At 65.8% G+C, this 24,771-nt stretch carries 22 protein-coding genes; 13 read left to right on the top strand and 9 right to left on the bottom strand.

Going from position 1 to position 24,771, the window contains the following annotated elements; all coding sequences use genetic code 11:
* Window positions 1–4 precede the first annotated feature (4 nt).
* The 7 genes from CK489_RS20310 to soxA are packed head-to-tail and all read left to right on the top strand — an operon-like array spanning window position 5 to window position 5,978.
* Window positions 5–454, top strand: a complete 450-nt coding sequence (locus CK489_RS20310; protein ID WP_050629674.1) for a (2Fe-2S)-binding protein — start codon at window positions 5–7, stop codon at window positions 452–454.
* A 10-nt stretch (window positions 455–464) separates the two neighbouring features.
* Entirely contained in the window at window positions 465–2,645 is a 2,181-nt protein-coding gene (locus tag CK489_RS20305) for a xanthine dehydrogenase family protein molybdopterin-binding subunit (protein WP_158226477.1), read from the top strand.
* Window positions 2,646–2,702: 57 nt separating this feature from the next.
* A complete protein-coding gene (locus CK489_RS20300) occupies window positions 2,703–3,977 on the top strand; it encodes an NAD(P)/FAD-dependent oxidoreductase (protein ID WP_095733449.1) in 1,275 nt (424 codons plus the stop codon).
* A 13-nt stretch (window positions 3,978–3,990) separates the two neighbouring features.
* A complete protein-coding gene (gene soxX, locus CK489_RS20295) occupies window positions 3,991–4,419 on the top strand; it encodes a sulfur oxidation c-type cytochrome SoxX (RefSeq protein WP_095733734.1) in 429 nt (142 codons plus the stop codon).
* A 7-nt stretch (window positions 4,420–4,426) separates the two neighbouring features.
* On the top strand, window positions 4,427–4,888 hold the full coding sequence (locus CK489_RS20290) for a SoxY-related AACIE arm protein (protein ID WP_095733448.1): 462 nt from the start codon (window positions 4,427–4,429) through the stop codon (window positions 4,886–4,888).
* The gene (soxZ, locus tag CK489_RS20285) at window positions 4,888–5,208 is read left to right on the top strand and encodes a thiosulfate oxidation carrier complex protein SoxZ (protein ID WP_050629677.1); all 321 of its coding nucleotides are present in this window, start codon (window positions 4,888–4,890) and stop codon (window positions 5,206–5,208) included. The genes CK489_RS20290 and soxZ overlap by 1 nt, the downstream gene beginning before the upstream one ends.
* A complete protein-coding gene (soxA, locus tag CK489_RS20280; RefSeq protein ID WP_095733447.1) occupies window positions 5,205–5,978 on the top strand; it encodes a sulfur oxidation c-type cytochrome SoxA in 774 nt (257 codons plus the stop codon). The genes soxZ and soxA overlap by 4 nt, the downstream gene beginning before the upstream one ends.
* A 147-nt stretch (window positions 5,979–6,125) precedes the next feature.
* Here soxA and CK489_RS20275 read toward each other — a convergent pair whose 3' ends face one another.
* Complete coding sequence (locus CK489_RS20275) at window positions 6,126–6,899, bottom strand: ferredoxin--NADP reductase (RefSeq protein WP_050629679.1); 774 nt, start codon at window positions 6,897–6,899, stop codon at window positions 6,126–6,128.
* A gap of 172 nt (window positions 6,900–7,071) precedes the next feature.
* Here CK489_RS20275 and CK489_RS20270 point away from each other — a divergent pair, with 172 nt between their 5' ends.
* Window positions 7,072–8,268 carry an amidohydrolase family protein gene (locus CK489_RS20270; RefSeq protein WP_074131248.1) on the top strand — a complete coding sequence of 399 codons (1,197 nt, stop codon included), beginning with the start codon at window positions 7,072–7,074 and terminating at the stop codon, window positions 8,266–8,268.
* Between the two features lie 154 nt (window positions 8,269–8,422).
* Here CK489_RS20270 and CK489_RS20265 read toward each other — a convergent pair whose 3' ends face one another.
* From CK489_RS20265 to CK489_RS20230, 8 genes are all read right to left on the bottom strand, one after another.
* Window positions 8,423–8,878: a MarR family winged helix-turn-helix transcriptional regulator gene (locus CK489_RS20265; protein WP_095733733.1), complete on the bottom strand. Its 456-nt coding sequence runs from the start codon at window positions 8,876–8,878 to the stop codon at window positions 8,423–8,425.
* Window positions 8,879–8,894: 16 nt separating this feature from the next.
* Entirely contained in the window at window positions 8,895–9,599 is a 705-nt protein-coding gene (locus CK489_RS20260) for an ABC transporter ATP-binding protein (protein WP_018270449.1), read from the bottom strand.
* Window positions 9,596–10,387, bottom strand: a complete 792-nt coding sequence (locus CK489_RS20255) for an ABC transporter ATP-binding protein (RefSeq protein ID WP_050629681.1) — start codon at window positions 10,385–10,387, stop codon at window positions 9,596–9,598. The genes CK489_RS20260 and CK489_RS20255 overlap by 4 nt, the downstream gene beginning before the upstream one ends.
* Window positions 10,384–12,273: an ABC transporter permease gene (locus CK489_RS20250; protein WP_095733446.1), complete on the bottom strand. Its 1,890-nt coding sequence runs from the start codon at window positions 12,271–12,273 to the stop codon at window positions 10,384–10,386. Before CK489_RS20250 ends, CK489_RS20255 begins: the two co-directional genes overlap by 4 nt.
* A 234-nt stretch (window positions 12,274–12,507) precedes the next feature.
* Window positions 12,508–13,722, bottom strand: a complete 1,215-nt coding sequence (locus CK489_RS20245; protein WP_095733445.1) for an ABC transporter substrate-binding protein — start codon at window positions 13,720–13,722, stop codon at window positions 12,508–12,510.
* A gap of 28 nt (window positions 13,723–13,750) precedes the next feature.
* The gene (locus tag CK489_RS20240; protein ID WP_050629684.1) at window positions 13,751–14,335 is read right to left on the bottom strand and encodes an amino acid synthesis family protein; all 585 of its coding nucleotides are present in this window, start codon (window positions 14,333–14,335) and stop codon (window positions 13,751–13,753) included.
* A gap of 16 nt (window positions 14,336–14,351) precedes the next feature.
* Window positions 14,352–15,260: a UPF0280 family protein gene (locus CK489_RS20235; RefSeq protein ID WP_095733444.1), complete on the bottom strand. Its 909-nt coding sequence runs from the start codon at window positions 15,258–15,260 to the stop codon at window positions 14,352–14,354.
* Window positions 15,257–16,705, bottom strand: coding sequence for a 6-hydroxynicotinate reductase (locus tag CK489_RS20230; protein WP_095733443.1), 1,449 nt, complete (start codon window positions 16,703–16,705; stop codon window positions 15,257–15,259). The genes CK489_RS20235 and CK489_RS20230 overlap by 4 nt, the downstream gene beginning before the upstream one ends.
* A 277-nt stretch (window positions 16,706–16,982) precedes the next feature.
* Between CK489_RS20230 and CK489_RS20225 the strand changes: the two genes are divergently transcribed.
* From CK489_RS20225 to CK489_RS20205, 5 genes are all read left to right on the top strand, one after another.
* Window positions 16,983–17,450, top strand: coding sequence for a (2Fe-2S)-binding protein (locus tag CK489_RS20225; protein ID WP_095733442.1), 468 nt, complete (start codon window positions 16,983–16,985; stop codon window positions 17,448–17,450).
* A gap of 29 nt (window positions 17,451–17,479) precedes the next feature.
* A complete protein-coding gene (locus tag CK489_RS20220) occupies window positions 17,480–20,983 on the top strand; it encodes a molybdopterin cofactor-binding domain-containing protein (RefSeq protein WP_245350438.1) in 3,504 nt (1,167 codons plus the stop codon).
* Window positions 20,984–21,044: 61 nt separating this feature from the next.
* A complete protein-coding gene (gene pncB / locus CK489_RS20215; RefSeq protein ID WP_095733440.1) occupies window positions 21,045–22,349 on the top strand; it encodes a nicotinate phosphoribosyltransferase in 1,305 nt (434 codons plus the stop codon).
* 44 nt (window positions 22,350–22,393) lie between these two features.
* Complete coding sequence (locus CK489_RS20210; RefSeq protein WP_095733439.1) at window positions 22,394–23,689, top strand: O-acetylhomoserine aminocarboxypropyltransferase; 1,296 nt, start codon at window positions 22,394–22,396, stop codon at window positions 23,687–23,689.
* Window positions 23,690–23,693: 4 nt separating this feature from the next.
* Complete coding sequence (locus CK489_RS20205) at window positions 23,694–24,473, top strand: alpha/beta fold hydrolase (protein WP_095733438.1); 780 nt, start codon at window positions 23,694–23,696, stop codon at window positions 24,471–24,473.
* Window positions 24,474–24,771 lie beyond the last annotated feature (298 nt).

The following is a 24,771-nucleotide window of genomic DNA, read 5'->3' as shown; positions in this document are numbered from 1 at the left end:
AGCGATGGCAAACCTCAAGATCAACGGCAAGACAACCACTGTAGACATCGAGGACGACACGCCACTGCTGTGGGCGATCAGAGAGAATGTCGGGCTAACCGGGACCAAATACGGCTGCGGCATTGCACAATGCGGCGCCTGCACCGTGCATGTCGATGGCGTTGCGATGCGCTCCTGCGGCGTGACGGTCGGCGAGGTGGCCGGCAAGGACATCACCACGATCGAGGGTCTCGCGGCGGGCGGCGTGATGCACAAGGTGCAGCTTGCCTGGATCGCCAGCGACGTGCCGCAATGCGGCTATTGCCAGAGCGGCATGATCATGGCCGTCGCGGCGCTGCTGAAGGAAAACCCGAAGCCATCAGACAACGACATCAACGACGCCATCACCAATATCTGCCGCTGCGGCACCTTCCAGCAGGTGCGCGAGGCGATCCATGCTGCCGCGAACGCGTGAGGAGGCAGCCATGAACCAGCACGTCAAGCTCAATCGCCGCGCCTTCGTGATCGGCACGGCCACCGCCGGCGCCGGCCTCGCGCTCGGCCTCGATCTGCCGTTCGGCGGTCCCGCCGTGGTCCGTGCAGCCGATGGCGCGCCCGAAGTGAATGCCTGGGTCGTGATCCGGCCCGACGACACCGTGGTGATCCGCATCGCCCGCTCCGAGATGGGCCAGGGCACGCTGACCGGCCTCGCGCAGCTCGTCGCTGAAGAACTCGAATGCGACTGGTCGAAGGTCACGACGGAATATCCGACGCCCGGCCAGAGCGTCGCCCGCAAGCGCGCCTGGGGCGATTTCTCGACCGGCGGCAGCCGCGGCATCCGCACCTCGCAGGACTATGTCCGCAAGGGCGGCGCCACCGCGCGCATGATGCTGATCCAGGCCGCGGCCAACGAGTGGAAGGTGCCGGCCACGGAGTGCAAGGTCTCCAATGGCGTCATCACCCACACGTCCTCGGGCAAGACCACGACCTACGGCAAGGTCGCGGAAGCCGCCGCCAGGCTCGAGCCGCCGGCCGACGTCAAGCTGAAGGACCCGAAGGACTGGACCATCGCCGGCAAGGGCCTGAAGCGGCTCGACACCGTCGACAAGACCACCGGCAAGATGATCTACGGCATCGACGTCAAGCTGCCGGGCATGCTGAACGCCGCGATCAAGGATTGCCCGGTGTTCGGCGGCAAGGTGAAGAGCTTTGACGAAGCCAAGATATCAGGCATGAAGGGCGTCAAGAAGGTGGTGCCGGTCGGCGACAGCGCGGTTGCCGTCGTCGCCGACACCTGGTGGCACGCCAAGACCGCGCTGGATGCCCTGCCGATCGTCTGGGACGAAGGCGACAACGCCAAGGTCTCGAGCGAGACGATCGCAAAGTGGCTTGCGGAAGGGCTCGACAATGCGCAGCCGGCCTATGTCGGCAACCAGAACGGCGACGCCAAGGCGGCGATCGCCGGCGCAGCCAAGAAGGTGGAGGCTGTCTACAGCTATCCTTACCAGAACCACGCCACGATGGAGCCGATGAACGCCACCGTTCTCTACACGCCTGACAAATGCGAGGTGTGGTGCGGCACACAGAATGGCGAGGCCGCGTTCGCGGCGGCGCTCGAGGTCTCCGGCCTGCCGGCCGAGAAGGTCGACGTCCACAAGCTGATGCTCGGCGGTGGTTTCGGGCGGCGCGGCATGACCGACTATGTCCGGCAGGCGGTGGCGATCGCCAAGCAGATGCCGGGCACGCCGGTCAAGCTATTGTGGTCGCGCGAAGAGGATATGCAGCACGGCAAGTATCACCCGGTCACGCAGTGCAAGCTGACCGGCGCGTTCGATGCCGACAATAATCTGGTCGCGCTGCACTACCGGCTGTCGGGCCAATCGATCCTGTTCTCGGTGCGCCCGGAAGCCTTGCAGAACGGCATGGACCCCGCCGCCTTCCAGGGCGTCGCGCAATCCGGCGAGGCTGCGATCGGCTATTCGGTGCCGAACCTGCTGGTCGAGCATTCGATGCGCAATCCGCACGTGCCGCCGGGCTTCTGGCGCGGCGTCAACGTCAATCACAACGCGATCTATATGGAATGCTTCATGGACGAGCTGGCCCAGGCTGTCGGCCAGGACCCGCTCGAATTCCGCCGCAAGCTGATGGGCAAGCACCCCAAGCATCTCGCCGTGCTCAACGCCGTGGCCGAGAAGATCGGCTGGGGTACGCCGGCGCCGCAGGGCGTCTATCGCGGCATCGCGCAGGTGATGGGCTATGGCAGCTATGTTGCCGGCGCCGCCGAGATCTCGGTGACCGACGGCAGCAAGATCAAGGTGCATCGCATCGTCGCCTCCACCGATCCCGGCTACGTCGTCAATCCGGCGCAGGTGGAGCGGCAGATCGCGGGCTCCTTCGTCTACGGCCTCAGCGCGCTGTTCTACGGCGGCTGCACCGTGAAGGACGGCCGCATCGAGCAGACCAATTTCGACACCTACAACTCGATGCGCATCAACGAGATGCCGAAGGTCGAAGCCGTGATGGTGCCGAGCGGCGGGTTCTGGGGCGGCGTCGGCGAGCCGACCATCGGCGTTGCGGCGCCGGCGGTGCTCAACGCCTATTTCGCGGCGACCGGAAAGCGCATCCGCTCTTTCCCGCTGCGCAACCAGAACATCTCCTTCGCCTGATCAAACCAGAAGCGGCGACCTGAGCGGCCGCCGCTTCCCTTTTCCGGATTATCGTGCATGGCCGTCACGCGTCATCAGACGCGCAGGGATGTGATCCGTGGCGCCGCTGCCGTTGCAGTGGCGGCCGCATTGGCGCGTCCGTCGCTGGCGCAATCGGCAGTGCGCATCGCCGTGATCGGCGGCGGCTTCGGCGGCACGGCCTGCGCGCGGGCGCTGCGGCGGCTCGACGCAAAACTCCAGGTCACGTTGATCGAGCCGAACAAGATTTTTACCGCCTGCCCGTTCAGCAATGAGGTAATTGCCGGCCTGCGCGAGCTTACCGCACAGCAGTTCACCTACGACAAGGTTGCGGCTGACGGGATCACGGTCGCCGCGCAGGCGGCCACCAAGATCGACGCACAGGCGCGCAGCATCACACTCTCCGACGGCGCAACGCTGCCCTACGACCGGCTCGTCCTCGCGCCGGGCATCGACATGCACTTCGAGGCCCTGCCCGGCTATGACGAAGCAGCCAGCGAAAAGATGCCGCACGCCTGGAAGGCCGGCGAGCAGACCATGCTGCTGCGCCGACAGCTCGAGGCCATGGACGATGGCGGCCTCGTCGTGATCGCGGTCCCCGCCGCGCCGCTACGCTGTCCGCCGGCGCCTTACGAGCGCGCCAGCCTGATCGCGCACTATCTGAAGGCGAACAAGCCGAAGTCGAAGATCCTGATGCTCGACGCCAAGGACAATTACTCGCAGCAGAAGCTGTTCGAGAAGGCCTGGGCGGAGCTCTATCCCGGCATGATCGAACGGATCGCGCTGTCGCAGGGCGGACGGGTGACATCGGTTGATCCGACGACCAAGGAGATCGTCACCGATTTCGGCAATTACACTGCAGCGGTTGCCAATGTGATCCCGCCGCAAAGAGCCGGCCGCATCGCCGCGATCGCCGGCGCCGCCGACCACACCGGCTGGTGCCCGATCGATCCGGTCAGCTTTGCCTCGAAGCTCGTGCCCAATATCCACGTCATCGGTGACGCCGCGATTGCCGGCGGAATTCCGAAGTCCGCCTCCGCAGCGGCGGCGCAGGGCCGCGCCTGCGCGGCAGCGATCGTGAACTCACTCGCGGGCAAAGCACCGGAGATGCCGCGGCTCGACGGGGCCTGCTACAACACGGTGGCCCCCGGCTACGCATTCTCGCTGAAGGGCATCTATCAGCCGAAAGAGGATCAGTATGCCGAGGCCGAGGTGACCACGAGCCCGGTCGATGCGCCGCGCGAGGTGCGCCGGCGCGAGGCCGATCAGGCGGCCGACTGGTTCGAGAGCATCACGGGAGATACCTTTGGCTAGGCTCGCTCCCACGCTGCTGCTTGCCGCGGGCCTGTTCGCAGCCTGCGCGCCCGCGGGCGCCGAGGAACTGCGGCCCTACACCGTGGTGGGCGATGCTATCCCGCAGCCGCTGACGGGAACCAAGGGCGACGCCACCCGCGGCCGTGCGTTGATCGTCGAACGTTCCTCCACTTGCATCCTCTGCCACAGCGGCCCATTTCCCGAGCAGGCGTTCCAGGGCGACCTCGCGCCGAACCTTTCGGGAAGCGGCACTCGCTGGTCGGAAGGACAATTGCGGCTCCGGCTGGTCGATGCCTCGCATCTCAATGCAGCGACCATCATGCCGTCCTATTATCGCGTTGTTGGGCTCACGCGCGTCGGTAAATCATGGCACGACAAGCCGATCCTGTCGGCGAAGCAGATCGAGGATATCGTGGCGTATCTGGTGACATTGCGGAACTAGGACCAGCATGGCGGATTCGGACCACACCCGGCGAACGTTTCTGAGCCTTACCGGCGGTGCCGCCATGATGGTGATCGTGCGCCCGGCCGACGCGACGCCGGCGATGCTGTCGGCGGCGATCCGCAATATCGTCGGCGAAGCCAATGTGCGGACCGGCAAGGTCAAGCTCGACATTCCGCCGCTGGTCGAGAACGGCAACACGGTGCCGATGACGGTCAGCGTCGAAAGCCCGATGACGGCGGACGCCTATGTCAAGAGCATCCACGTCTTCAACGAGAAGAACCCGCAGCCGAACATCGGCAATTTCTATCTCGGGCCGCGTTCCGGCCGGGCGCAGGTGTCGACCCGTATCCGTCTCGCCGACAGCCAGAAAGTCACGGCGATCGCGCGGTTGTCCGACGACACGTTCTGGTCGGCGACCGCTGACGTCGTAGTGACGCTCGCCGCCTGCACCGAGGAGGCGATCTGATGCCGTCGGCCCTGATCAACGTGCCGAAGAAGGCCAAGCGCGGCGACGTGATCGAGATCAAGACTTTGATGTCGCACATCATGGAGACCGGCTATCGCCACACCGCGTCCGGCGACGTGGTGCCGCGCGACATCATCACGAGCTTCACCTGCCGCTTCAACGGCACGGAAGTGTTCCGCGCCGACCTTTATCCCGCGATCGCCGCCAATCCGTTCATCACCTTCTTCACCACGGTGACCGAGAGCGGCAAGTTCGAGTTCGAATGGATCGGCGACAAGGGGTTTTCGGAGACCGCACAGGCTTCGATCACGGTCGAATGAGGATTGCGCTCTGCATCGCGCTGCTGACGGCAATGGCGGGCACAACGCTTGCCACCGAAATTCCGCTGGACCAGCGCCGCTCCGGCTACAGCTTCATGAGCGCGGACACCCAGGCGATGCAGGACGAGGACACTGCGAATCCCGGCATGCTGTTCGTGCTCGACGGCGAGGCGCTGTGGAAGCGCAAGGCCGGCGCCGCAAACAAGGCCTGCGCCGATTGCCACGATGATGCGCGGGTCAGCATGAAGGGCGTTGCTGCGCATTATCCGGCATTCGAGAAGGCACTCGGAAAGCCCGTCGATCTCGAAGGGCGGATCAACCTCTGCCGTGCCGATCACCAGCAGGCATCGCCGTTCGCCTATGAAAGCCGCGAGCTGCTGGCACTATCAGCCTATGTCGCGCAGCAATCGCGCGGCGTGCCGATCGCGGCCGGTGACGATCCGGAGATCGCGCCGTTCGTCGAAAAGGGCCACGCCCTGTTCATCCAGCGACAAGGCCAGCTCAACCTGGCCTGCGCCAACTGCCACGACGATAATTGGGACAAGAAGCTCGCGGGCAGCGCAATCACGCAAGCGCAACCGACCGGCTATCCGCTCTACCGGCTGGAATGGCAGTCGCTCGGATCGTTGCAGCGCCGGCTGCGCGCCTGCATCACCGGCATCCGGGCGCAGGCCTATGACTACGGCTCGCCCGAGCTGGTCGAGCTCGAGCTCTATCTGATGACGCGGGCGCGCGGCATGCCGGTGGAGACGCCGGCGGTCAGGCCATAGGACATCAGCTCATCGCAAGCGACGCGAAGCAATCCATTGCTCCCGGCTGTACCGGAAGATGGATTGCTTCCTCGCTTCGGCGCAAGATTGCTGCGCAATCCTACGCGAACTCTTCGCAAACGCGGGGGCTGGCAGCCACCGCGATGATCAACGCTCGGCGAACGCCTTCTCGACCACGAACTGGGCCGGCTCGCCGTGATTGCCCTCGACGAAGCCGCGGCCATTCAGCAGCGTGCGGGTGTCGGCGACCAGCGCCGGCGAGCCGCAGATCATGACGCGGTCATGCGCGGCATCGAGCGCCGGCAGGCCGATATCGGCGAACAGCTTGCCCGACGTGATCAGGTCGGTGATGCGGCCGCGGTTGCGGAACGGATCGCGCGTCACGGTCGGGTAATAGATCAGCTGGTCGCGGACCAATTCGCCGATCAGTTCGTCCTGCGGCAGCGTCTCGGTGATCATCTCGCCATAGGCGAGCTCCTTGACGCGGCGGCAGCCGTGCAGCAGCACGACCTTCTCGAACCGGTCATAGGTCTCGGGGTCCTTGATCACGCTCAGGAACGGCGCGAGGCCGGTGCCGGTGCCGATCAGATAGAGGTTGCGGCCGTCCTCGAGGTTGTCGATGACCAGCGTGCCGGTGGCCTTGCGGCTGACGATGATCTCGTCGCCTTCCTTGAGGTGCTGGAGACGCGAGGTCAGCGGGCCGTCCGGAACCTTGATCGAGAAGAATTCCAGCGTGTCCTCGTAGTTCGCGCTGGCGACGCTGTAGGCGCGCAGCAGCGGCTTCTCGCCGACCTTGAGCCCGATCATGGTGAACTCGCCGTTGCGGAAGCGGAACGACGGATTGCGCGTGGTCTTGAAGGAGAACAGCGTGTCGGTCCAGTGATGAACGCTGAGGACGCTTTCCTGGTTGAAATTGCTCATCGCACCAACCCCTGATTTGTGCTGCGGCGGAGGAGGACTTGGACCCCGTTGACCGGCCGGATCGTTTGTATACGATCATTCGTATACAAACGAATAATCCGGCTTGATCGGAAAGTCAAGCCGGGCTCAAATTCCCGGGCAATTTCGGAACGAAAACAGAAGGAAAACACCCATGGCTCACGACGCGCCCCAGGCCACCGGCCCCAGCAAGCTGGTGATCCGCAATATCGGGCTATTGCTGTCGGGAGCTTTGGAGAAGCCGATCCTGGATGCCGATACCATCGTCGCCGAGAACGGCAAGATATCAGCGATCGGCCGCCTCAAGGATGTCGACACCGAAGGCGCCACCACGATCGTCGATGCCATGGGAACGACGGTCGCACCCGGCCTGATCGACAGCCACGTCCACCCCGTCGCCGGCGACTGGACGCCGCGACAGAACCAGATCAACTGGATCGACAGCTATCTGCATGGCGGCGTCACCACCATGATCTCCGCCGGCGAGGTGCACATGCCGGGCCGGCCGCGCGACGTGGTCGGCGTGAAGGCGATGGCGATCTTCGCGCAGCGCGCGTTCTGGACGCTGCGGCCCGGCGGCGTGAAGGTGCATGCCGGCGCGCCCGTGATCGAATGCGAGATGGTGGAGGACGATTTCAAGGAAATGGCCGCCGCCGGCGTCAAGCTGCTCGGCGAGGTCGGGCTCGGTGGCGTGAAGGACGGGCCGACGGCGCGCAAGATGGTCGGCTGGGCCCGCAAATACGGCATTCAAAGCACGATCCACACCGGCGGACCGTCGATCCCGGGCTCGGGCCTGATCGACAAGGACGTGGTGCTGGAGGCCGACACCGACGTGGTCGGCCATATCAATGGCGGCCACACCGCGCTGCCCGACGACCAGATCCGCTGCATCTGCGAGGGCTGCAAGCGCGGGCTGGAGCTGGTGCACAATGGCAATGAGCGCTCGGCGCTGTTCACGCTGCGAACCGCACGCGAGATGGGCGATCTGCACCGCGTCATCCTCGGCACCGACGCGCCTGCCGGCTCGGGCGTGCAACCGCTCGGCATCCTGCGCATGGTCTCGCTATTGTCCTCGCTCGGCGAGCTGCCGGCCGAGCTGGCGTTCTGCCTTGCGACCGGCAACACCGCGCGGATGCGCGAGCTCGATTGCGGCCTGATCGAAGTCGGCCGCTCCGCCGATTTCGTGCTGATGGACAAGGCGCAGCATTCACCGGGCAAGAATATCCTGGAAAGCGTTCAGCTCGGCGATCTCCCGGGCATCGGCATGACCATCATCGACGGCATCGTCCGCACCCAGCGCAGCCGCAACACCCCGCCCGCGGGCAAGGTGCCGGAGATCGTCGCGAAGTAGGCGGGCGATAGATGCCCGTCATCCTGAGGTGCGAGCTCTTGCGAGCCTCGAAGGATGCACGGCCCGGCTAGGTCTGCGATGAGACAGCCGGGCCGTCGCCCTTCGAGGCTCGCCAAAGAGGCGAGCACCTCAGGGTGACGGTACTACCTTTGCGTCAGCGCAATTTCCCCAGCAGCGCGATCAGCGTTTCGCGCTCCTTGGCGTCGAGCGGCGCCAGCGTTTCCCTGGAAATGACCAGCGCATTCGGCGCGGCCTTGTCGGCCATCTGCTGGCCGGCGCGCGTCAAGCTCACCAGCAGCCGGCGGCCGTCATTCGGATCGGGCGAGGTCTCGGTCAGGCCGCGCGCGGTCAGCCGATCGATCACGCCCTTGATGGTCGCGACATCCATTGAGGTCAGCCGCCCGAGCTGGTTCTGCGAGCAGGCGCCGACCTCGGACAGCTTCGACAGCGCAGCCCACTGCGTCGGCGTCAGGCTGATGCCGATCTCGCGGGCGAAGATCACGGCGTGGCGCTGCGACACCTGGCGCAGGATGAAACCGATCTGCTCGTCCAGCACATAGCCCGGCTTCGCGGCCTTCACGCTCCGCTTCGGTGCAGCACTCCTCGCCATCATTCCACCCCGCCCTTTACAGCGACAGATGCGCGTCACGGATATCCGGACGCGCATCGAGTTCCGCCATGGTGCCGCCAAAACAGATCCGGCCGCGCTCGATGATATAGGCGCGATCCGAGATCAGCCGGGCGAAATGCAGATTCTGCTCTGACACGACGATGCTGACGCCTTCTTTCTTCATCGCCAGGATCGCGTCGACCATCTGCTCGACGATCTTCGGCGACAGGCCTTCCGACGGCTCGTCGAGCAGCACCAGCGACGGATTGCCCATCAGCGTGCGCGCGATGGTCAGCATCTGCTGCTCGCCGCCGCTCATGCGCCCGCCGGGTCGCCCGCGCATCTCGCCGAGATTGGGAAACAGCTTGAACAGTTTCTCGCGGTCCCATTGCGGCGCGCCCGGCCGCTTCGGCTGCCGGCCGACCTCGAGATTCTCCTCGACCGTGAGATCCGTGAAGATACGGCGCTCCTCCGGCACATAGCCGAGCCCGCCGCGCACGATCGCATGCGTCGGCAGATCGGAGACGTCCCGGCCCTCGAACATCACGCGGCCGGAACGGTTCTCGACCAGTCCGACGATGGAGCGGAACGTGGTCGACTTGCCGGCGCCGTTGCGGCCGAGCAATGCCACCACCTCGCCCTCGCCGACCTCGAGCGCGATGTCGAACAGGATATGCGCCGGACCGTAGAAGCTGTTGAGGTCCTTCACCGTGAGCTTCATGCCGATGCCCCCTCGCGGTGCCGGGCGTCGTAGACGAGGCCCTCGCCGAGATAGATCGCCCGCACCTGGGCGTTGCCGCGAACCTCCTCGGGCGAGCCTTCCGCAATCAACGTGCCGCGGTTCAGCACCAGGATACGATCGGCATGCTCGAACACCACGTCCATGTCGTGCTCGGTGAAGAGAACGCCAATCGACTGCTCCCGCGCGATCCGCGCCGTCAGCCGCATCAGCTCGACGCGCTCGCGCGGCGCCATGCCGGCGGTCGGCTCGTCCATCAGCAACAGTTTGGGTTGGTTCGCCAGCGCGATCGCAAGCTCCAGCCGCTTGACGTCGCCATAGGCAAGCTCGCCGCAGGGCCGTTCCGCATAGGCGCCCATGCCGACCAGATCGAGCAGCCGCCCGGCCTCATCGCGAGCATGACGCGCGGTCGAGGTCCACAGATTGAACAGCTGGTCGCCATGCGAGACCAGCGCGACCTGCACGTTCTCGCGCACCGTCATGGTCGGGAACGTCGCTGCGATCTGGAACGTGCGCCCCACCCCCATGCGCCAGATCACGCGCGGCTTCTTGCCGGTGGTCTCCGCGCCCAGCACGCGGATGCGGCCGCTATCCGGAACGTTCTGGCCGTTGAGCATGTCGAAGCAGGTGCTCTTGCCCGCCCCGTTCGGCCCGATCAGCGCCAGGATCTCGCCGGCGCGCAACTCGAACGAGACGCCGCGCACCGCGTGCACGCCGCCATAGGACTTGGTCAGCCCCTCGACCGACAGCAATGTTGGAACCATGCTCATTCGGCGGTCTCGATGCGGGAGGTGAGCAAGGGCGACGCCGCTGACGAGGATTTGCGCCGCCGGTGCATGAGGGCTTCCAGCGTGCCGACGATGCCCTTCGGGAACGCGACCACGATCAGCACCACGAAGGCACCGAGCACGAGCTTCGACCAGTCGGTCTGGCTGACCAGCCAGATGTTGAGCGCCTTGTAGACGATGGCGCCGACCACCGCGCCCGACACCGTCTCGACGCCGCCGAGCAGCACCATGACCAGCGCGTCGACCGACAGCGAGATGCCCATATTGTCGGGAAAGACGCTGCCCTTGAGATAGGCGAACAGCGCGCCGGCAAGGCCGGCGACCGTGCCCGCGATCACGAAGGCGGTCCACTGGATCCGCTTGCCGTTGATGCCGATCGCCTCGCTACGCAGCGGAGAATCCCGCGTGGCGCGCAGCGCAAAACCGAACGGCGAGAACACGATGATGCGCAGGATCACGACCGCGAACGCGGCAATGCCGAGCGACAGCCAGTAGAAATGCGACGGGCTCGCCGCCCATTTTTCCGGCCAGACCCCGAGAATGCCGTTGTCGCCGCCGGTGACCGACACCCACTGGAACGCGATCGACCAGACGATCTGGGCAAAGGCCAGGGTCAGCATCGCGAAATAGACGCCCGAGAGCTGCACCGCGAAGAAGCCGAACACGGCGGCACCCATCAGCCCGAGCAGCGGGCCGAGCAGCAGGCACGCGATCATCGGCAAGCCCGCCATCTTGGCGAGCAGCGCCACGCCATAGGCGCCGAGGCCGAAATAGGCGGCGTGACCGAACGAGGCGAGCCCGCCGACCGACATCAGGAAGTGCAGGCTGACCGCGAAGATCACGAAGATCGCGATCTCGGAGCCGACGGTGAGCACATAATTTCCGGCGATGAAGGGCAGCGCGGCGGCGACGACGAGGACGGCGATCGCGGCGAGCCGTTCGTTCGTCGTCAGCGGCCGCCACGGATTGACGGTCAGGCCCGGCGTACGCCGCGCCGGCGCCTCGGGCTTGCCGAACAGCCCCCACGGCCGGACGATCAGCACCACCGCCATCACCAGGAACACCAGGATGATCGAGATCTTCGGGAAGATCAGGATGCCGAATGCGTTGAGCTCGGACACCAGCACCCCCGCGACGAAGGCGCCGATGATGCTGCCGAGGCCGCCGATCACGACCACGACGAAGACCTCGACGATGACCCGCAAATCCATCGCGTGGTTGACCGCATCGCGCGGAATCTGCAGCGCGCCGCCGAGCGCGGCGAGGAAGACGCCGAGCGCGAACACGCTGGTGAACAGCCATTTCTGATTGACGCCGAGCGCCGCGACCATGTCGCGGTCCTGCGTCGCCGCGCGTACCAGCACGCCCCAGCGGGTGCGCTGAAACAACAGCCAGAGCACGCCGAGCACAACCGGCCCGAGCACGATCAGGAACAGGTCGTAGCTGGGAATATTCTGGCCAAAGAAATCGATCGCCCCCTTGAAGCCCGGCGCGCGGCGGCCGACCAGGTCGTCTGGCCCCCAGATCAGCACCACGAGGTCCTCGACCATCAGCGTGAGGCCGAAGGTGGCGAGCAACTGAAACAGCTCGGGCGAATGGTAGATTCGGCGCAGCAGCACCATCTCGACCAGCACGCCGATCGCGGCGACGACGAGGGCCGCGATGACGATGCCGCCCCAGAAGCCGAACGCGCCTTCGAGGCGCTCGGTCAGGGTGAAGGCGACATAGGCGCCGAGCATGTAGAACGCACCATGCGCGAAGTTCACGATCCGCGTCACGCCGAAGATGATCGACAGACCCGAAGCGACCAGGAACAGCGACGCCGCGCTGGCAAGACCGGTCAGGAACTGGACGACATAGAAAGCCATGGACGGTCCGCGTTGGAGTTTACAAGCGTCACATTCCTTCACCTCGCCCCGCCCGCGGGGAGAGGTCGAAACTCAAGCGCGAGCTTGAGTTTCGGGTGAGGGGAACTCTCCGCGCACTCGCTCGCGGAGACAGCCCCTCACCGGAGCCGATGCTTCGCATCGGCGTTGTTTCTAGACGGCGGCCAAGGCCGCCTACGCCCTCTCCCCGCAAGAGCGGGGCGAGGGAGAAGAAAATCAATCCTTCGGCCGCATCTTCTCGATCTCGGCATCACTGGGCAGATAGTCCGAGCCCTTGCGATAGGCGGTATCGACCATGATGCCCTTGCCGTCCTTCAGCGCGGTCTTGCCGGTGAAGGCGCCGAGCGTCGACTGATGATCGATCTTGCGGAAGGTGATCTCGCCGAATGGCGACGGCATCGAGATGCCTTCGGCCGCCGCGATCAGCTTCTCCGGATCGCTGGAGCCGGCCTTGGCGAGGATCGCCGCCGCCGCCTTGATGGTCTGGTAGCCGACGATCGAGCCGAGCCGCGGATAGTCATTGTACTTGGCCTGGTAGGCCTTCAGGAACGCGTCGTGCTCCGGCGTCTTGATCGAGTACCAGGGATAGCCGGTGACGATCCAGCCCTCCGGCGTCTCGTCCTTCAGCGGATCGAGATATTCCGGCTCGCCGGTCAGGAAGCTCACCACCGTGCGCCCCTTGAACAGGCCGCGGGTGTTGCCTTCGCGCACGAGCTTGACGAGGTCGGCGCCGAAGGTGACGTTGAGGATCGCCTCCGGGTTCGCCGCGGCAGTTGCCTGCACCACCGGACCGGCGTCGATCTTGCCCTGCGGCGGCCACTGCTCGTCGACCCACTGGATATCGGGACGCTTCTCCGACATCAGCTTCTTGAACACCGCGACCGCCGACTGGCCGTACTCATAGTTCGGCGCGATCGTCGCCCAGCGCTTTGCGGGAAGCTTTGCCGCCTCCTCCACCAGCATCGCGGCCTGCATGTAGTTGGAGGGGCGCAGGCGGAACGTATAGCGGTTACCCTTCGACCAGGTGATCGCGTCGGTCAGCGGCTCCGCTGCGAGGAAGAACACCTTCTTCTGGTTGGCGAAGTCAGAGACAGCCAGACCGATATTGGACAGGAACGTGCCGGTGAGCATCGCGACGTTCTCGCTCGACACCAGTTCGTTCGCCGCGGTCTGCGCATCCGCCGGCTTGCCGCCATCATCCTTGGAGATGACGACGAGCTTCTTGCCGTTGATGCCGCCGGCCGCGTTGATCTCCTCCACCGCGAGCTGCCAGCCCTTGCGATAGGGCTCGGTGAATGCCGGCAGCAGCGAATACGAGTTGATCTCGCCGATCTTGATCTCGGCCTGCGCCATGGCCTGCGTCGTCATGGCGCTCGTCGCCATGGTCGCGACCGCGATCGCCAATCCCGCCCCTACGAAATAACCACGCATCCCGTCCTCCAGTTTTTCTTCAAAGAGATTATCGCAATCCGTCTTCGCCTTTGACTTCGTCGACCGTCAGCCCTCCGACCCGCGGCAGCGGCCGGCCGCTGTCGGTCACCGCCACCGCGACCATGATCTCGTTGGCGCGCGGCGCATCGTTGATCTGCACTTCCATGCCGTCGAAATGGCTGCGCACGAAAGCCGCGTCCTTGTGCCCGAGCGGAATATCCAGCGTGGTGCCGGGACCGGAGCGCTTCTTCGAGGACGGAATCAGCGCCGCGCCCTTCGAGAGCACCTTGCGCACCGGCGCGCCCATCTTCGGATGCAGGATCGCGGCCGCGTGCTCGAGCTCGCCATTCTCGCCGACCGCGGCGGCCTTGCCGTAGCTATGCGCCTTGGCGCCGTCGATGCCGAGCGCGGCGACCGCCCGCTTCGACAGCAATTCGCCGAGCTCCTCGCCGATCGCGATCAGCGGCGACAGGTCCTCGACATAGCGGCCGGCAAAGGGGTTTTCGATCACGGCGATCGCGGCGGCGCGGCGGGTGGGCGGTGCGATGCTCTTGCCCATCTCCAGATGGGTCTCCTCGACCACGGTGACGATCTTGCGAATGACGGCGCTCATCTTGCCTCGCTCCCGGTCATGCCTGCAGCATGTGTTCTATCGTTGGTTCCTGAAACGCGTGCGACGCCGGCGTGCCGTCCCCAGTTGCACCAACAAGCCGCGTTTCGCCCAGTAGACGCAATGCCGCGCCCTCGATCAATCCCGACATCAGGAGCATCCGCGCCCGTGCCGCCCCCGCCTCGAGCGCCCGCTCGATCTCGTGGTCCGCCAAAGGCCCCACATCGCGCGTCACCGGTCGCCCGCCGAGGTCGCTGTCGGGCTGCAATTCGTTGGCCGGAACGCGCATGATCGCGGGATGATCAGGCAGATCGACCGCATTGGCGATCACGGTCGCAGCCGCGTCGGCCTGCGACGCCGTTCGCGCCAGCACCGTGACGGCGTCGGCAATGCCGAGCGAGAAGCTGCGGCCGTGGCGGCCGCTGGTCGCGATCCCGCGGGCCGGCATGTCGGCATCGACCGACATCGTGCGCATCACACCGTGGCGGTCCGGCCGATCCATCAGGCCGACGGTGAATTGTTCGCCCTCGCCGAGATGCAGCGCGATGTCGCCGCCATTGTTGACATAGGCGCGATCGAGCGTCGTTGTGCGCAGCATCTCACCGAGGATTTCCTCGGCAACCGAGCCCGCGACCGCGGCCATCGGCGTGATGAAGCAATCGGTGGCAAACGGCGCGACCGCCGCATGCATACGCCGCGCGACGACGCCCTTCAGCAGGCAGCGATCGGGACCCGCCGCGCTGCGCAGTTCGGCGAGTTCAGTGCAGAGTTCATCGAGCAGACCGGTAAAGCGCTCCGCCGCCGCCTGATAGGCGGACCGAACATCCGCATCCCTGCCCTTGGCTTCGATGATCAGATCAATGGGCCCATCTTGCAAATGCAGCCGCTTGCCGTCAGGAAGAAGCGCGATTTGCGGAAGCCGCGTCATGCGCGCCGCCCGGGAAGATACGGCACCGGCCGGATGTCGGCGCTGTCGCGCAGCGATGATAGCGGCCGGACATAATCCATATGGCCGCCGAGTGCCGCGTAATCCGACAGCTTCATCGTGAACTCGATCGGCGCCACCAGCGCCGGCGTCGGCACGTAGCCGAAAGCTCCGGCCGGCATCTGCGTGACATCGACCATGAAGGTGATGCCGCCGCCGGGCCAGACATAGACCGGCGCACCGCCGCTGGTCACCCTTGTGAGCGCATCCTTGACCGAGCGGGTCAGCCGCACCGGATTGTCGGTGACGCCAGCGCGCAGCGATCCGCCCGCGCCACCCATGAACAGCACGGTGCACAACGCTGGCTCGCAATTCTCCTGGATGCGCTCGACCGAGAATCTGAGGTCGGCCGGCATCTCGGTCTCGACCGGCCGCAAGGCCTCGTCGAGCACGTAGTATGACGCGTGCTCGCCGGTGGTCGAAACCATCAGCATGGTCAAACCCGGTCGCGCTTCCTTGGCATTGAAGGGGCCGAGGATCGACAGCGGATCGGAAATGTTGGTGCCGCCCCAGCCGGTGCCGGGATCGGCGACCTGGAAATAGCGGCCGGGCGTCGAGCGCCTCCCCTTCATCTTGATGCCGGTGTCGGCGATATCGAGCAGCTTGCCGGCCTGGTGCTCGCTGAGCACGCCGGTGATATGGTCGTCGACCACCACGACCTCATCGACCTTGCCGTGCCACTGCTTGGCGAACATGCCGATGGTCGCCGAGCCGCAGCCGACCCGCATGCGCTCTTCCGCCACGCCGTTGACGATCGGCGGCTTGCCCGCCTGCACCACGACACTGGCGCCGCCGTCGATGGTCAACTCGACCGCCTTGCAGTTGGAGAGGTCCATCAGCGTGTCGCAGGTGACGCGGCCTTCCTTCTTGGAGCCGCCGGTCAGATGATGCACGCCGCCGAGCGAGAGCATCTGCGAGCCGTATTCGCTGGTCGTGACATGGCCGACCGCCTCGCCATCCGCGCGCACGGTCGCGGTCTCCGGACCGAGATAGCGGTCGGTGTCGATCTTCACCTTGATGCCGCAATAGGAGAAAATGCCCTCAGTCACCACGGTGACCATGTCGACGCCGTCGACTTCCGACGACACGATGAAGGGCGCCGGCTTGTAGTCCGGATAGGTGGTTCCGGCGCCGATCGCGGTGACGAAGAGGTCGGGCTGGCTGACGATCTTGCCATCCCAGTCGCCGCTCACCTGGAACGGCACCAGCTTGCCGCCATGCGAGACGGTGCGCTCCAGCACGACATGCGGATCGACCCGCACCAGCGTGCCGTCATGATTGGCATAACGGTCGCACGCGCCGGCCGCGCCCGGCTTGATGTAGCACATCACCGGACAGGCATCGCAGCGGATCTTGTCGCCGGCGGCGACGGTCATTGTGTCAGCCATCGTGACCAAGCCTGGACTTGTGGTGGCGGTCAATCATACTGCGCTTCCGCCTCCCTGCCTATATCGTTCGTATACGAATGATCCTGCGCGCGGGCCTCAAGCCTGTCAAGCGGCCTTTGCAATCAAACCCTGCCATTCGCTTGCGCACCCTGTTCATAAAGCGTGCACTCGCTGCAGCGCGGCATGCCGCCGCTTGCACGTTTGTATACAAACGTTATCCTCGCCCGCGATTGGACGCTGAACATTGCAGCGCAAACGTCAGGGGAGAACCGGGGCAATGCGCCTGACCGTCAACGGCAGGAATCACGATGTCGACGCTGCTCCTGACACCGCATTGCTTTACGTGCTGCGCAACGACCTCGCATTGAACGGGCCGAAATATGGCTGCGGGCTCGGCGAGTGCGGCGCCTGCGCCGTGCTGATCGACGGCGTCGCCGCGCGCGCCTGCGTGATTCCGATCGAAGGTTGCGCGGGCCGCAGCATCGTCACCCTCGAAGGTCTCGGCACGCGCGAGCATCCCGATCCCGTGCAGGAGGCCTACATCCGCGAACAGGCCGCGCAGTGCGGCTATTGCCTCAACGGCATGATCATCACCACCAAGGCGCTGCTCACGCGCAATCCAAGTCCTTCCGAGCATGAGGTGCTGGAAGCGCTGCGCTACAATCTCTGCCGTTGCGGCGCCCATATCGAGATCATCCGCGCAGCGATGCGTGCCGCCGGCCACGCGCTTGAGGCGCGCGATTGATGGCGGGTCCGGAGCACTCCAAACGCGGCATGCTATCGGTCATTCGCCCCGCAGTGCTGGGTGCGGAAGGCGCTTTCGAGACCTTCATCACCATCACGTCAGACGGTTCGGTCAACGCTTATAATGGCCATGTCGATCTCGGCACCGGCATTCGCACCGCGCTCGGCCAGATCGTCGCCGAAGAGCTCGACGTCTCCTTTGCCCGCGTGGTCGTGATCCTCGGCGACACCGCTGTGGTGCCGAACCAGGGCGCGACGATCGCGAGCGAGACCATCCAGATCACCGCCGTTCCCCTGCGCAAGGCCGCCGCGCAAGCACGGCATTTTCTGCTCGCGCGCGCGGCCGAGCGGCTGGAGCTGCCGGCCAGTGACCTCACGATCGAGGACGGCCTGATCCGCGGTCACGACAACCGCAGCGTCAGCTATGGCGAGCTGATCGCGGACGAGACCATTCGGCTCGAGCTCGCCGACGACGTTCAGGTCAAGGCGGTGAGCGCATATTCGGTCGTCGGCAAGTCGGTGCCGCGCGTCGACCTTCCGGCGAAGGCCACCGGCGAGCTGGTCTATGTCCATGATGTGCGCGTGCCGGGCATGCTGCATGGCCGTGTCGTCCGCCCACCCTATGCCGGCGTCGATGCCGGACCGTTCGTCGGCACCAGCCTGATCGCGGTCGATGAGGCCTCGGTACGCGATATTCCCGGCCTCGTCGCGGTGGTGCGGATCGGCGATTTCATCGGCGTCGTCGCGGAGCGTGAGGAGAATGCGATCAAGGCCGCCGCGCAGCTCAAGGTGAGCTGGAAGCCGGGACCTGGTCTGACCGACCTCTCCGACATCGAGCAGGCGTTGCGTGCCAATTCGTCTACGCCGCGCCAGCTGATCGACAAGGGCGATGTCGATGCCGCGATCAAGGCGGCCGCCAAGCCGATGCCGCGAACTTACGTCTGGCCCTACCAGATGCACGGCTCGATCGGCCCGTCCTGCGCGGTCGCCGACTATACTGACGGTGTGATCCAAGTCTGGTCCGGCACGCAGAATCCGCACATCCTGCGCGGTGATCTCGCGCTCTTGATCCAGCGGCCGGAATCCGAGATCGACGTGATCCGGATGGAGGCCGCCGGCTGCTACGGCCGAAACTGCGCCGACGACGTCACCGCCGATGCACTGCTGCTGTCGCGCGCGGTCGGCCGCCCGGTGCGGGTGCAGCTCACCCGCGAGCAGGAGCATGCGTGGGAGCCGAAGGGCACCGCGCAGCTGATGGACGTCAATGGCGGGCTCAACGCCGACGGCAGCGTCGCCGGTTATGACTTTGCCACGCGCTACCCGTCGAACGGCGCGCCGACCTTGGCGCTGCTGCTCACCGGACGGATCGCGCCTGAAGCGGCCGTGTTCGAGATGGGCGACCGCACAGCGATCCCGCCCTACGACTACGAGAACATGCGCGTGATCGCCAACGACATGCCGCCGATCGTGCGCGCGTCGTGGTTTCGCGGCGTCTCGGCACTGCCGAACACCTTTGCGCATGAATCCTATATCGACGAGCTTGCCGCCGAGGCCGAGGTCGACCCGATCGAATACCGGCTGCGCTATTTGAAAGACAAGCGCGCGATCGATCTCGTCAATGCAGTCGCCGAACGCGCCGGCTGGACACCCCGCCCGATACGGCAAGAACCGGAAGCGGAAGGCGATATCGTGCGCGGCCGCGGCTTTGCCTATGCGCTGTACGTGCACAGCAAGTTTCCCGGCTACGGCGCGGCATGGTCGGCGTGGATCGCCGACGTCGCCGTCAACAAGGCGACCGGCGATGTCAGCGTGACCCGTGTCGTCGCCGGCCAGGACTCCGGATTGATGATCAATCCGGACGGCGTGCGGCACCAGATCGAAGGCAACGTGATCCAGTCGACCAGCCGCGCGCTGATGGAGGAAGTCTCCTTCGAGCGCGGCGCGGTAGCGGCGCGGGAATGGGGCGCCTACCCCATCATCAAGTTTCCAGAGCTGCCCAAGATCGACGTGCTGATGCTGCCGCGGCAGGACCAGCCGCCACTCGGCGTCGGCGAATCCGCCTCGGTACCGAGCGCCGCCGCGATCGCCAATGCGATCTATGATGCGACCGGCGTCCGCTTCCGCGAGTTGCCGTTCACGCCGGAGCGTATCCTGAAGGGGTTGCACGGCGAACAGCCCGCAGCGCCTGCATCGCTAGCGCCGCCCGTGCAGCCAGCTGACCTCAATCGATGGCAGAATCCGTTTGCCAAGCGTGGCGGCATGCTCGCCGGCATTGCTGCACTCTGCGCCGCGGCGATTGGGATCGGCGCGGCCGCACTGCCCTGGCGCGCGATCGCGCCGATCGCCCGGCCCGATGCTTCGGTCTATTCTGCGGCAACGATCGCGCGCGGCAAGGAGCTCGCGGCACTCGGCGCCTGCGCCGTCTGCCACACCTCAGAGCATGGCGTCGCGAATGCCGGCGGCCGGCCGCTGGAGACGCCGTTCGGCACCATCTATACGACCAACATCACGCCCGATGTCGACACCGGGATCGGCGCCTGGTCCTATCCCGCGTTCGAGCGCGCGATGCGCGAAGGCATCCATCGCGACGGGCGCCATCTCTACCCGGCATTCCCGTACACGCATTTCGCCAGGACCAGTGATGCCGACCTGCAGGCGCTCTATGCCTACCTGATGGCGCAGGCGCCGGTGCGCGCGGCGACGCCGGCAAACGCACTCGCCTTTCCGTTCAACCTGCGGCCGCTGCTCGCTGGATGGAATGCATTGTTCCATCAGCCGCAGATATTCCAGCCCGATCCATCGAAATCGGCGACCTGGAATCGCGGCGCGTATCTGATCGAGGGCCTCGGCCATTGCAGCGCCTGCCATTCGCCGCGCAATGCGCTCGGCGCCGAACGGCAAGCGGCCTATCTCGCCGGCGGCTTCGCCGAGGGCTGGGAGGCGCCGGCGCTGACCTCGCTGTCGAAGGCGCCGGTCCCCTGGAGCGAGGACGAGCTGTACGCCTATCTGCGCACCGGCGAGTCCCGCCTGCACGGCGTTGCGGCGGGGCCGATGGCGCCGGTCGTGCGTGAACTCGCGGCACTGCCCGACCAGGACATCCGCGCGATGGCGGTCTACCTCGCCTCGTTCAACACGCCCGTCGACCGCTCTGCCCACGATGCCCTTGCCGCGCGGCTCGAGACCACGACCACTGCGACCACCGCCGCCTCGGCGGGCGCCCGCATCTACCAAGGCGCCTGTGCGGTCTGCCATGAGGTCGGCGGCCCGCCGCTGTTCGGCAGCCGGCCGTCGCTGGCGCTGAACAGCAATCTGCACAGCGATGTGCCCGACAATCTGATCCAGGTGATCCTGCACGGCATCGCCAAGCCGGCGGTGACCGACCTCGGCTACATGCCGGCCTTCAAGGACAGCATGAGCGACGGCCAGGTCGCCGAGCTTGCTTCCTTCCTCCGCAGCCAGTTTGCCCCCGGCAAGCCAGCCTGGACCGATCTCGCCGCCACGGTCGGCCGTATACGGCAGACCATAGCGCGCTGACCTGCCATGTTCCGCCCGATACCCACTGGGCGGGCGGCGCGGGGCAGGCTAAGGTTCCCGCATGACCGTGACAGATATCGCGACCCGGACCTACAACCACGGCTGGCGGCTCGACCCGATCGTGCGCAGCCTGCTCGACACCGATTTCTACAAGCTGTTGATGCTGCAGATGATCCGGGAATGCTATCCGGACACGCGCACGACCTTTTCGGTGATCAACCGCTCGACCCATATCAAGCTCGCCGAGGTCATCGACGAGGGCGAGCTGCGCGCCCAGCTCGACCATGCCCGCACCATCCGCTTTTCCAAGAAGGAACTGATCTGGCTCGCCGGCAACACGTTCTACGGCAAGACCCAGATGTTCTCGCCCGACTTCATCAACTGGCTCTCGACTTTCCGCCTGCCCGAATACGAGCTGCACAAGGTCGACGGCCAGTACGAGCTGCATTTCCACGGGCCGTGGACCCACACCACGATGTGGGAGATTCCGGCGCTCGCGATCCTCAACGAGCTGCGCTCGCGCGCGGCAACCAAGACCTATGGCCGTTTCGCGCTCGACGTGCTCTACGCCCGCGCCAAGGCCAAGCTGTGGGCCAAGGTCGAGCGGTTGCGCAAGCTGGATGGATTGCGGCTGTCCGATTTCGGCACGCGCCGCCGCCACGGCTTCCTGTGGCAGCGCTGGTGCGTCGAGGCGGTGAAGGAAGGCCTCGGCCCGTCCTTCACTGGAACCTCCAACGTGCTGCTGGCGATGGACAACGACCTCGAGGCGATCGGCACCAACGCGCACGAACTGCCGATGGTCGCCGCGGCGCTCGCCAATTCCGACGAGGAATTGCGCTGGGCGCCCTATCGCATCCTCGACCAGTGGCGCCACACCTATGGCGGCAACCTCCTGATCGCGCTGCCCGACGCCTTCGGCACCAAGCCGTTCCTGCGCGACGCGCCGGACTGGGTCGCCGACTGGACCGGGTTTCGTCCCGACAGCGCGCCGCCAATCACCGCCGGCGAAGAGATCATCAAATGGTGGAAGCAGAAGGGCCGCGACCCGAAGGAGAAGCTTTTGGTGTTCTCCGACGCGATGGATGTCGGCTCGATCGAGGAGACATTCCATCACTTCAAGGGTCGCGTGCGCGTCAGCTTCGGCTGGGGCACCAACCTTACCAATGATTTCGTCGGCTGCGCCCCCGACGGCACCGCCGAGCTCGATCCGATCTCGATCGTCTGCAAGGTGACGTCGGTCGACGGACGTCCGGCCGTGAAGCTCTCCGACAATCCGGAGAAGGCGACCGGCATCCCCTCGGAGGTCGAGCGCTATTTGCGCGTGTTCGGCAATGTCGGCCGCGTTCGCACCGCAGTTCACGTCTAATCTTCGGACTCACCATTTTCATCGACTGACCTGACGAGCTTCGCATGCCCGCACCCAAGCCGCCTGCCTTCGAAACCCTGAGCCTGCATGCCGGCCAGCGGCCCGATCCCTTAACCGGCGCACGCGCGGTTCCGATCTATCAGACCACGTCCTACGTGTTCCAGGACGCCGACCACGCCGCAGCGCTGTTCAACCTGGAACGCGCCGGCCATATCTACACGCGGATCTCCAACCCGACGACCGCGGTGCTGGAGGAGCGCATCGCCGCGCTCGAATGCGGCGTCGGCGCGATCTGCACCGCCAGCGGCATGGCCGCGATGCATCTTGCGATCGCAACCCTGCTCAACGCCGGCGACCATATCGTCGCCTCCGCCTCGCTCTATGGCGGCACCATCAATCTCCTCGCACATACGTTGCCGCGCTTCGGCATCACCACGACCTTCGTGAAGCCGCGCGCGCTGGACGAATTCCGCGCCGCGATCAGGCCGAACACAAGGCTCGTGATCGGCGAGACCATCGGCAATCCCGGCCTCGAGGTGCTCGATATCCCGGCGGTGGCGCAGGTCGCGCATGATGCGAAGATCCCGCTGTTGATCGACAACACCTTCGCGACGCCTTACCTCAGCCAGCCGATCGAGCTCGGCGCCGACATCACGATGAACTCGGCGACCAAGTGGATGGGCGGCCACGGCATCGCGATCGGCGGCGTCATCGTCGACGGCGGCCGGTTCGACTGGCGCGGCTCCGGCAAATTCCCGCAGCTGACCGAGCCCTATGCCGGCTATCACGGCATCGTCTTCGACGAGCAGTTCGGCAAGGCCGCCTTCATCATGCGCGCCCGCACCGAGGGCCTGCGCGATTTCGGCGCCTGCCTGTCGCCGACCAATGCGTTCCAGCTGCTGCAGGGGATCGAGACGCTCGGCGTCCGCATGGACCGCCACGTCAGCAACACCCATAGGGTGCTGGATTTCCTCACCGCGAACAAGGCGGTCGACTGGGTGCTGCATCCGTCGCTGGAGACGCATCCGGACTACGCGCTGGCAAAGAAGCTGCTGCCGCGCGGCGCCGGCTCGATCATCAGCTTCGGTATCAAGGGCGGCCGCGCCGCCGGCAAGAAGTTCATCGAGTCGTTAAAGCTGATCAGCCATCTCGCCAATGTCGGCGACGCCAAGACGCTGGTGATCCACCCCGCCAGCACCACGCATCAGCAGATGGACGCCGAACAGCTCAAGGCCGCCGGCATCGGCGAAGAGCTGGTGCGGCTGTCGGTCGGCATCGAAACCGCCGACGATATCACCGACGATCTCGGCCAGGCGCTGCGCGCCTCGCAAAGGACTTAAGGCCATGCAGCTTTCCGTCAACGGATCCGACACCTTCATCGCGACCGGCGGCAAGCCGTTCGACCCATCGCTGCCGGCTGTCGTGATGATCCACGGCGCAGGCTTCGATTCCTCGACCTGGGCGCTGCACAGCCGCTGGTTCGCCCATCACGGCTATTCCGTGCTGGCGCCCGATTTGCCCGGCCACGGCCGCTCCGCCGGCAAGCCGCTCGCGACAATTGCCGAGATGGCCGACTGGATCGCGGCGCTGATCACCGCGGCCGGCGCGGCGAAGGCGCGGCTGATCGGCCATTCGATGGGCTCGCTGATCGCGATCGAGACCTCGGCGCGGCATCCCGACAAGGTCTCCGGCCTCGCGCTGATCGGCACCGCCGCGACCATGACGGTCGGGCCCGACCTCCTGAAGGCCGCCGAGGCCAATGACGTCGCCGCGATCGACATGGTCTCGATCTGGGGCCTCGGCTTCAAGGCCGAGCTCGGCGGCAGCCTAGCGCCCGGCCTGTGGATGCACCAGGGCGCGCAGCGTGTGCTGCAGGAGGCCAAGCCCGGCGTGCTCTACAACGACCTCAACGCCTGCAACGCCTACCAGAACGCGCTTGCGGCCGCTGCCGCGGTCAAGGTGCCGGCGACCTTCGTCCTCGGCGAGCGCGACATGATGACCCCGGCCAAGGCCGGCAAGGCCCTCGCCGCCGCGACGCCGAACGCGCGGACCGTCGTGCTGCCGGGCGCCGGCCACATGATGATGGTCGAGACGCCGGACGAACTGCTGGCAGCGCTGCAGTAGGGCCGCCGCGAAGCCTTCTCCCGCTGTGGGAGAAGGTGGCGTGCAGCGACAGTCCCCAAAATATCGAAAACAACCCCATGCAAAGGTGCCGGCCGACCGCCGGCACCCGGACAAGCAACTTGACACGTCGGGCAAATCAGCGATATCTTCTATTATTCCGAAATTTCACAAACAGCGTACGGCGTCCACCGCGATCGCGACTGACTATTCTCACCCACCATGCCTGCACGGAAAATCATACGGGCGCCGAAATGACGCCCGCATAAGGATTTGCCCACCTTGCCGGCAGCCATCAGGT

It is taken from the genome of Bradyrhizobium sp. UFLA03-84 (genome assembly GCF_002289535.1).
In the GTDB taxonomy this organism is placed as follows: Bacteria; Pseudomonadota; Alphaproteobacteria; order Rhizobiales; family Xanthobacteraceae; genus Bradyrhizobium; species Bradyrhizobium viridifuturi.
Note: the sequence above shows the minus strand (reverse complement) of the source record. Positions and strands in the feature narration are given on the sequence as shown.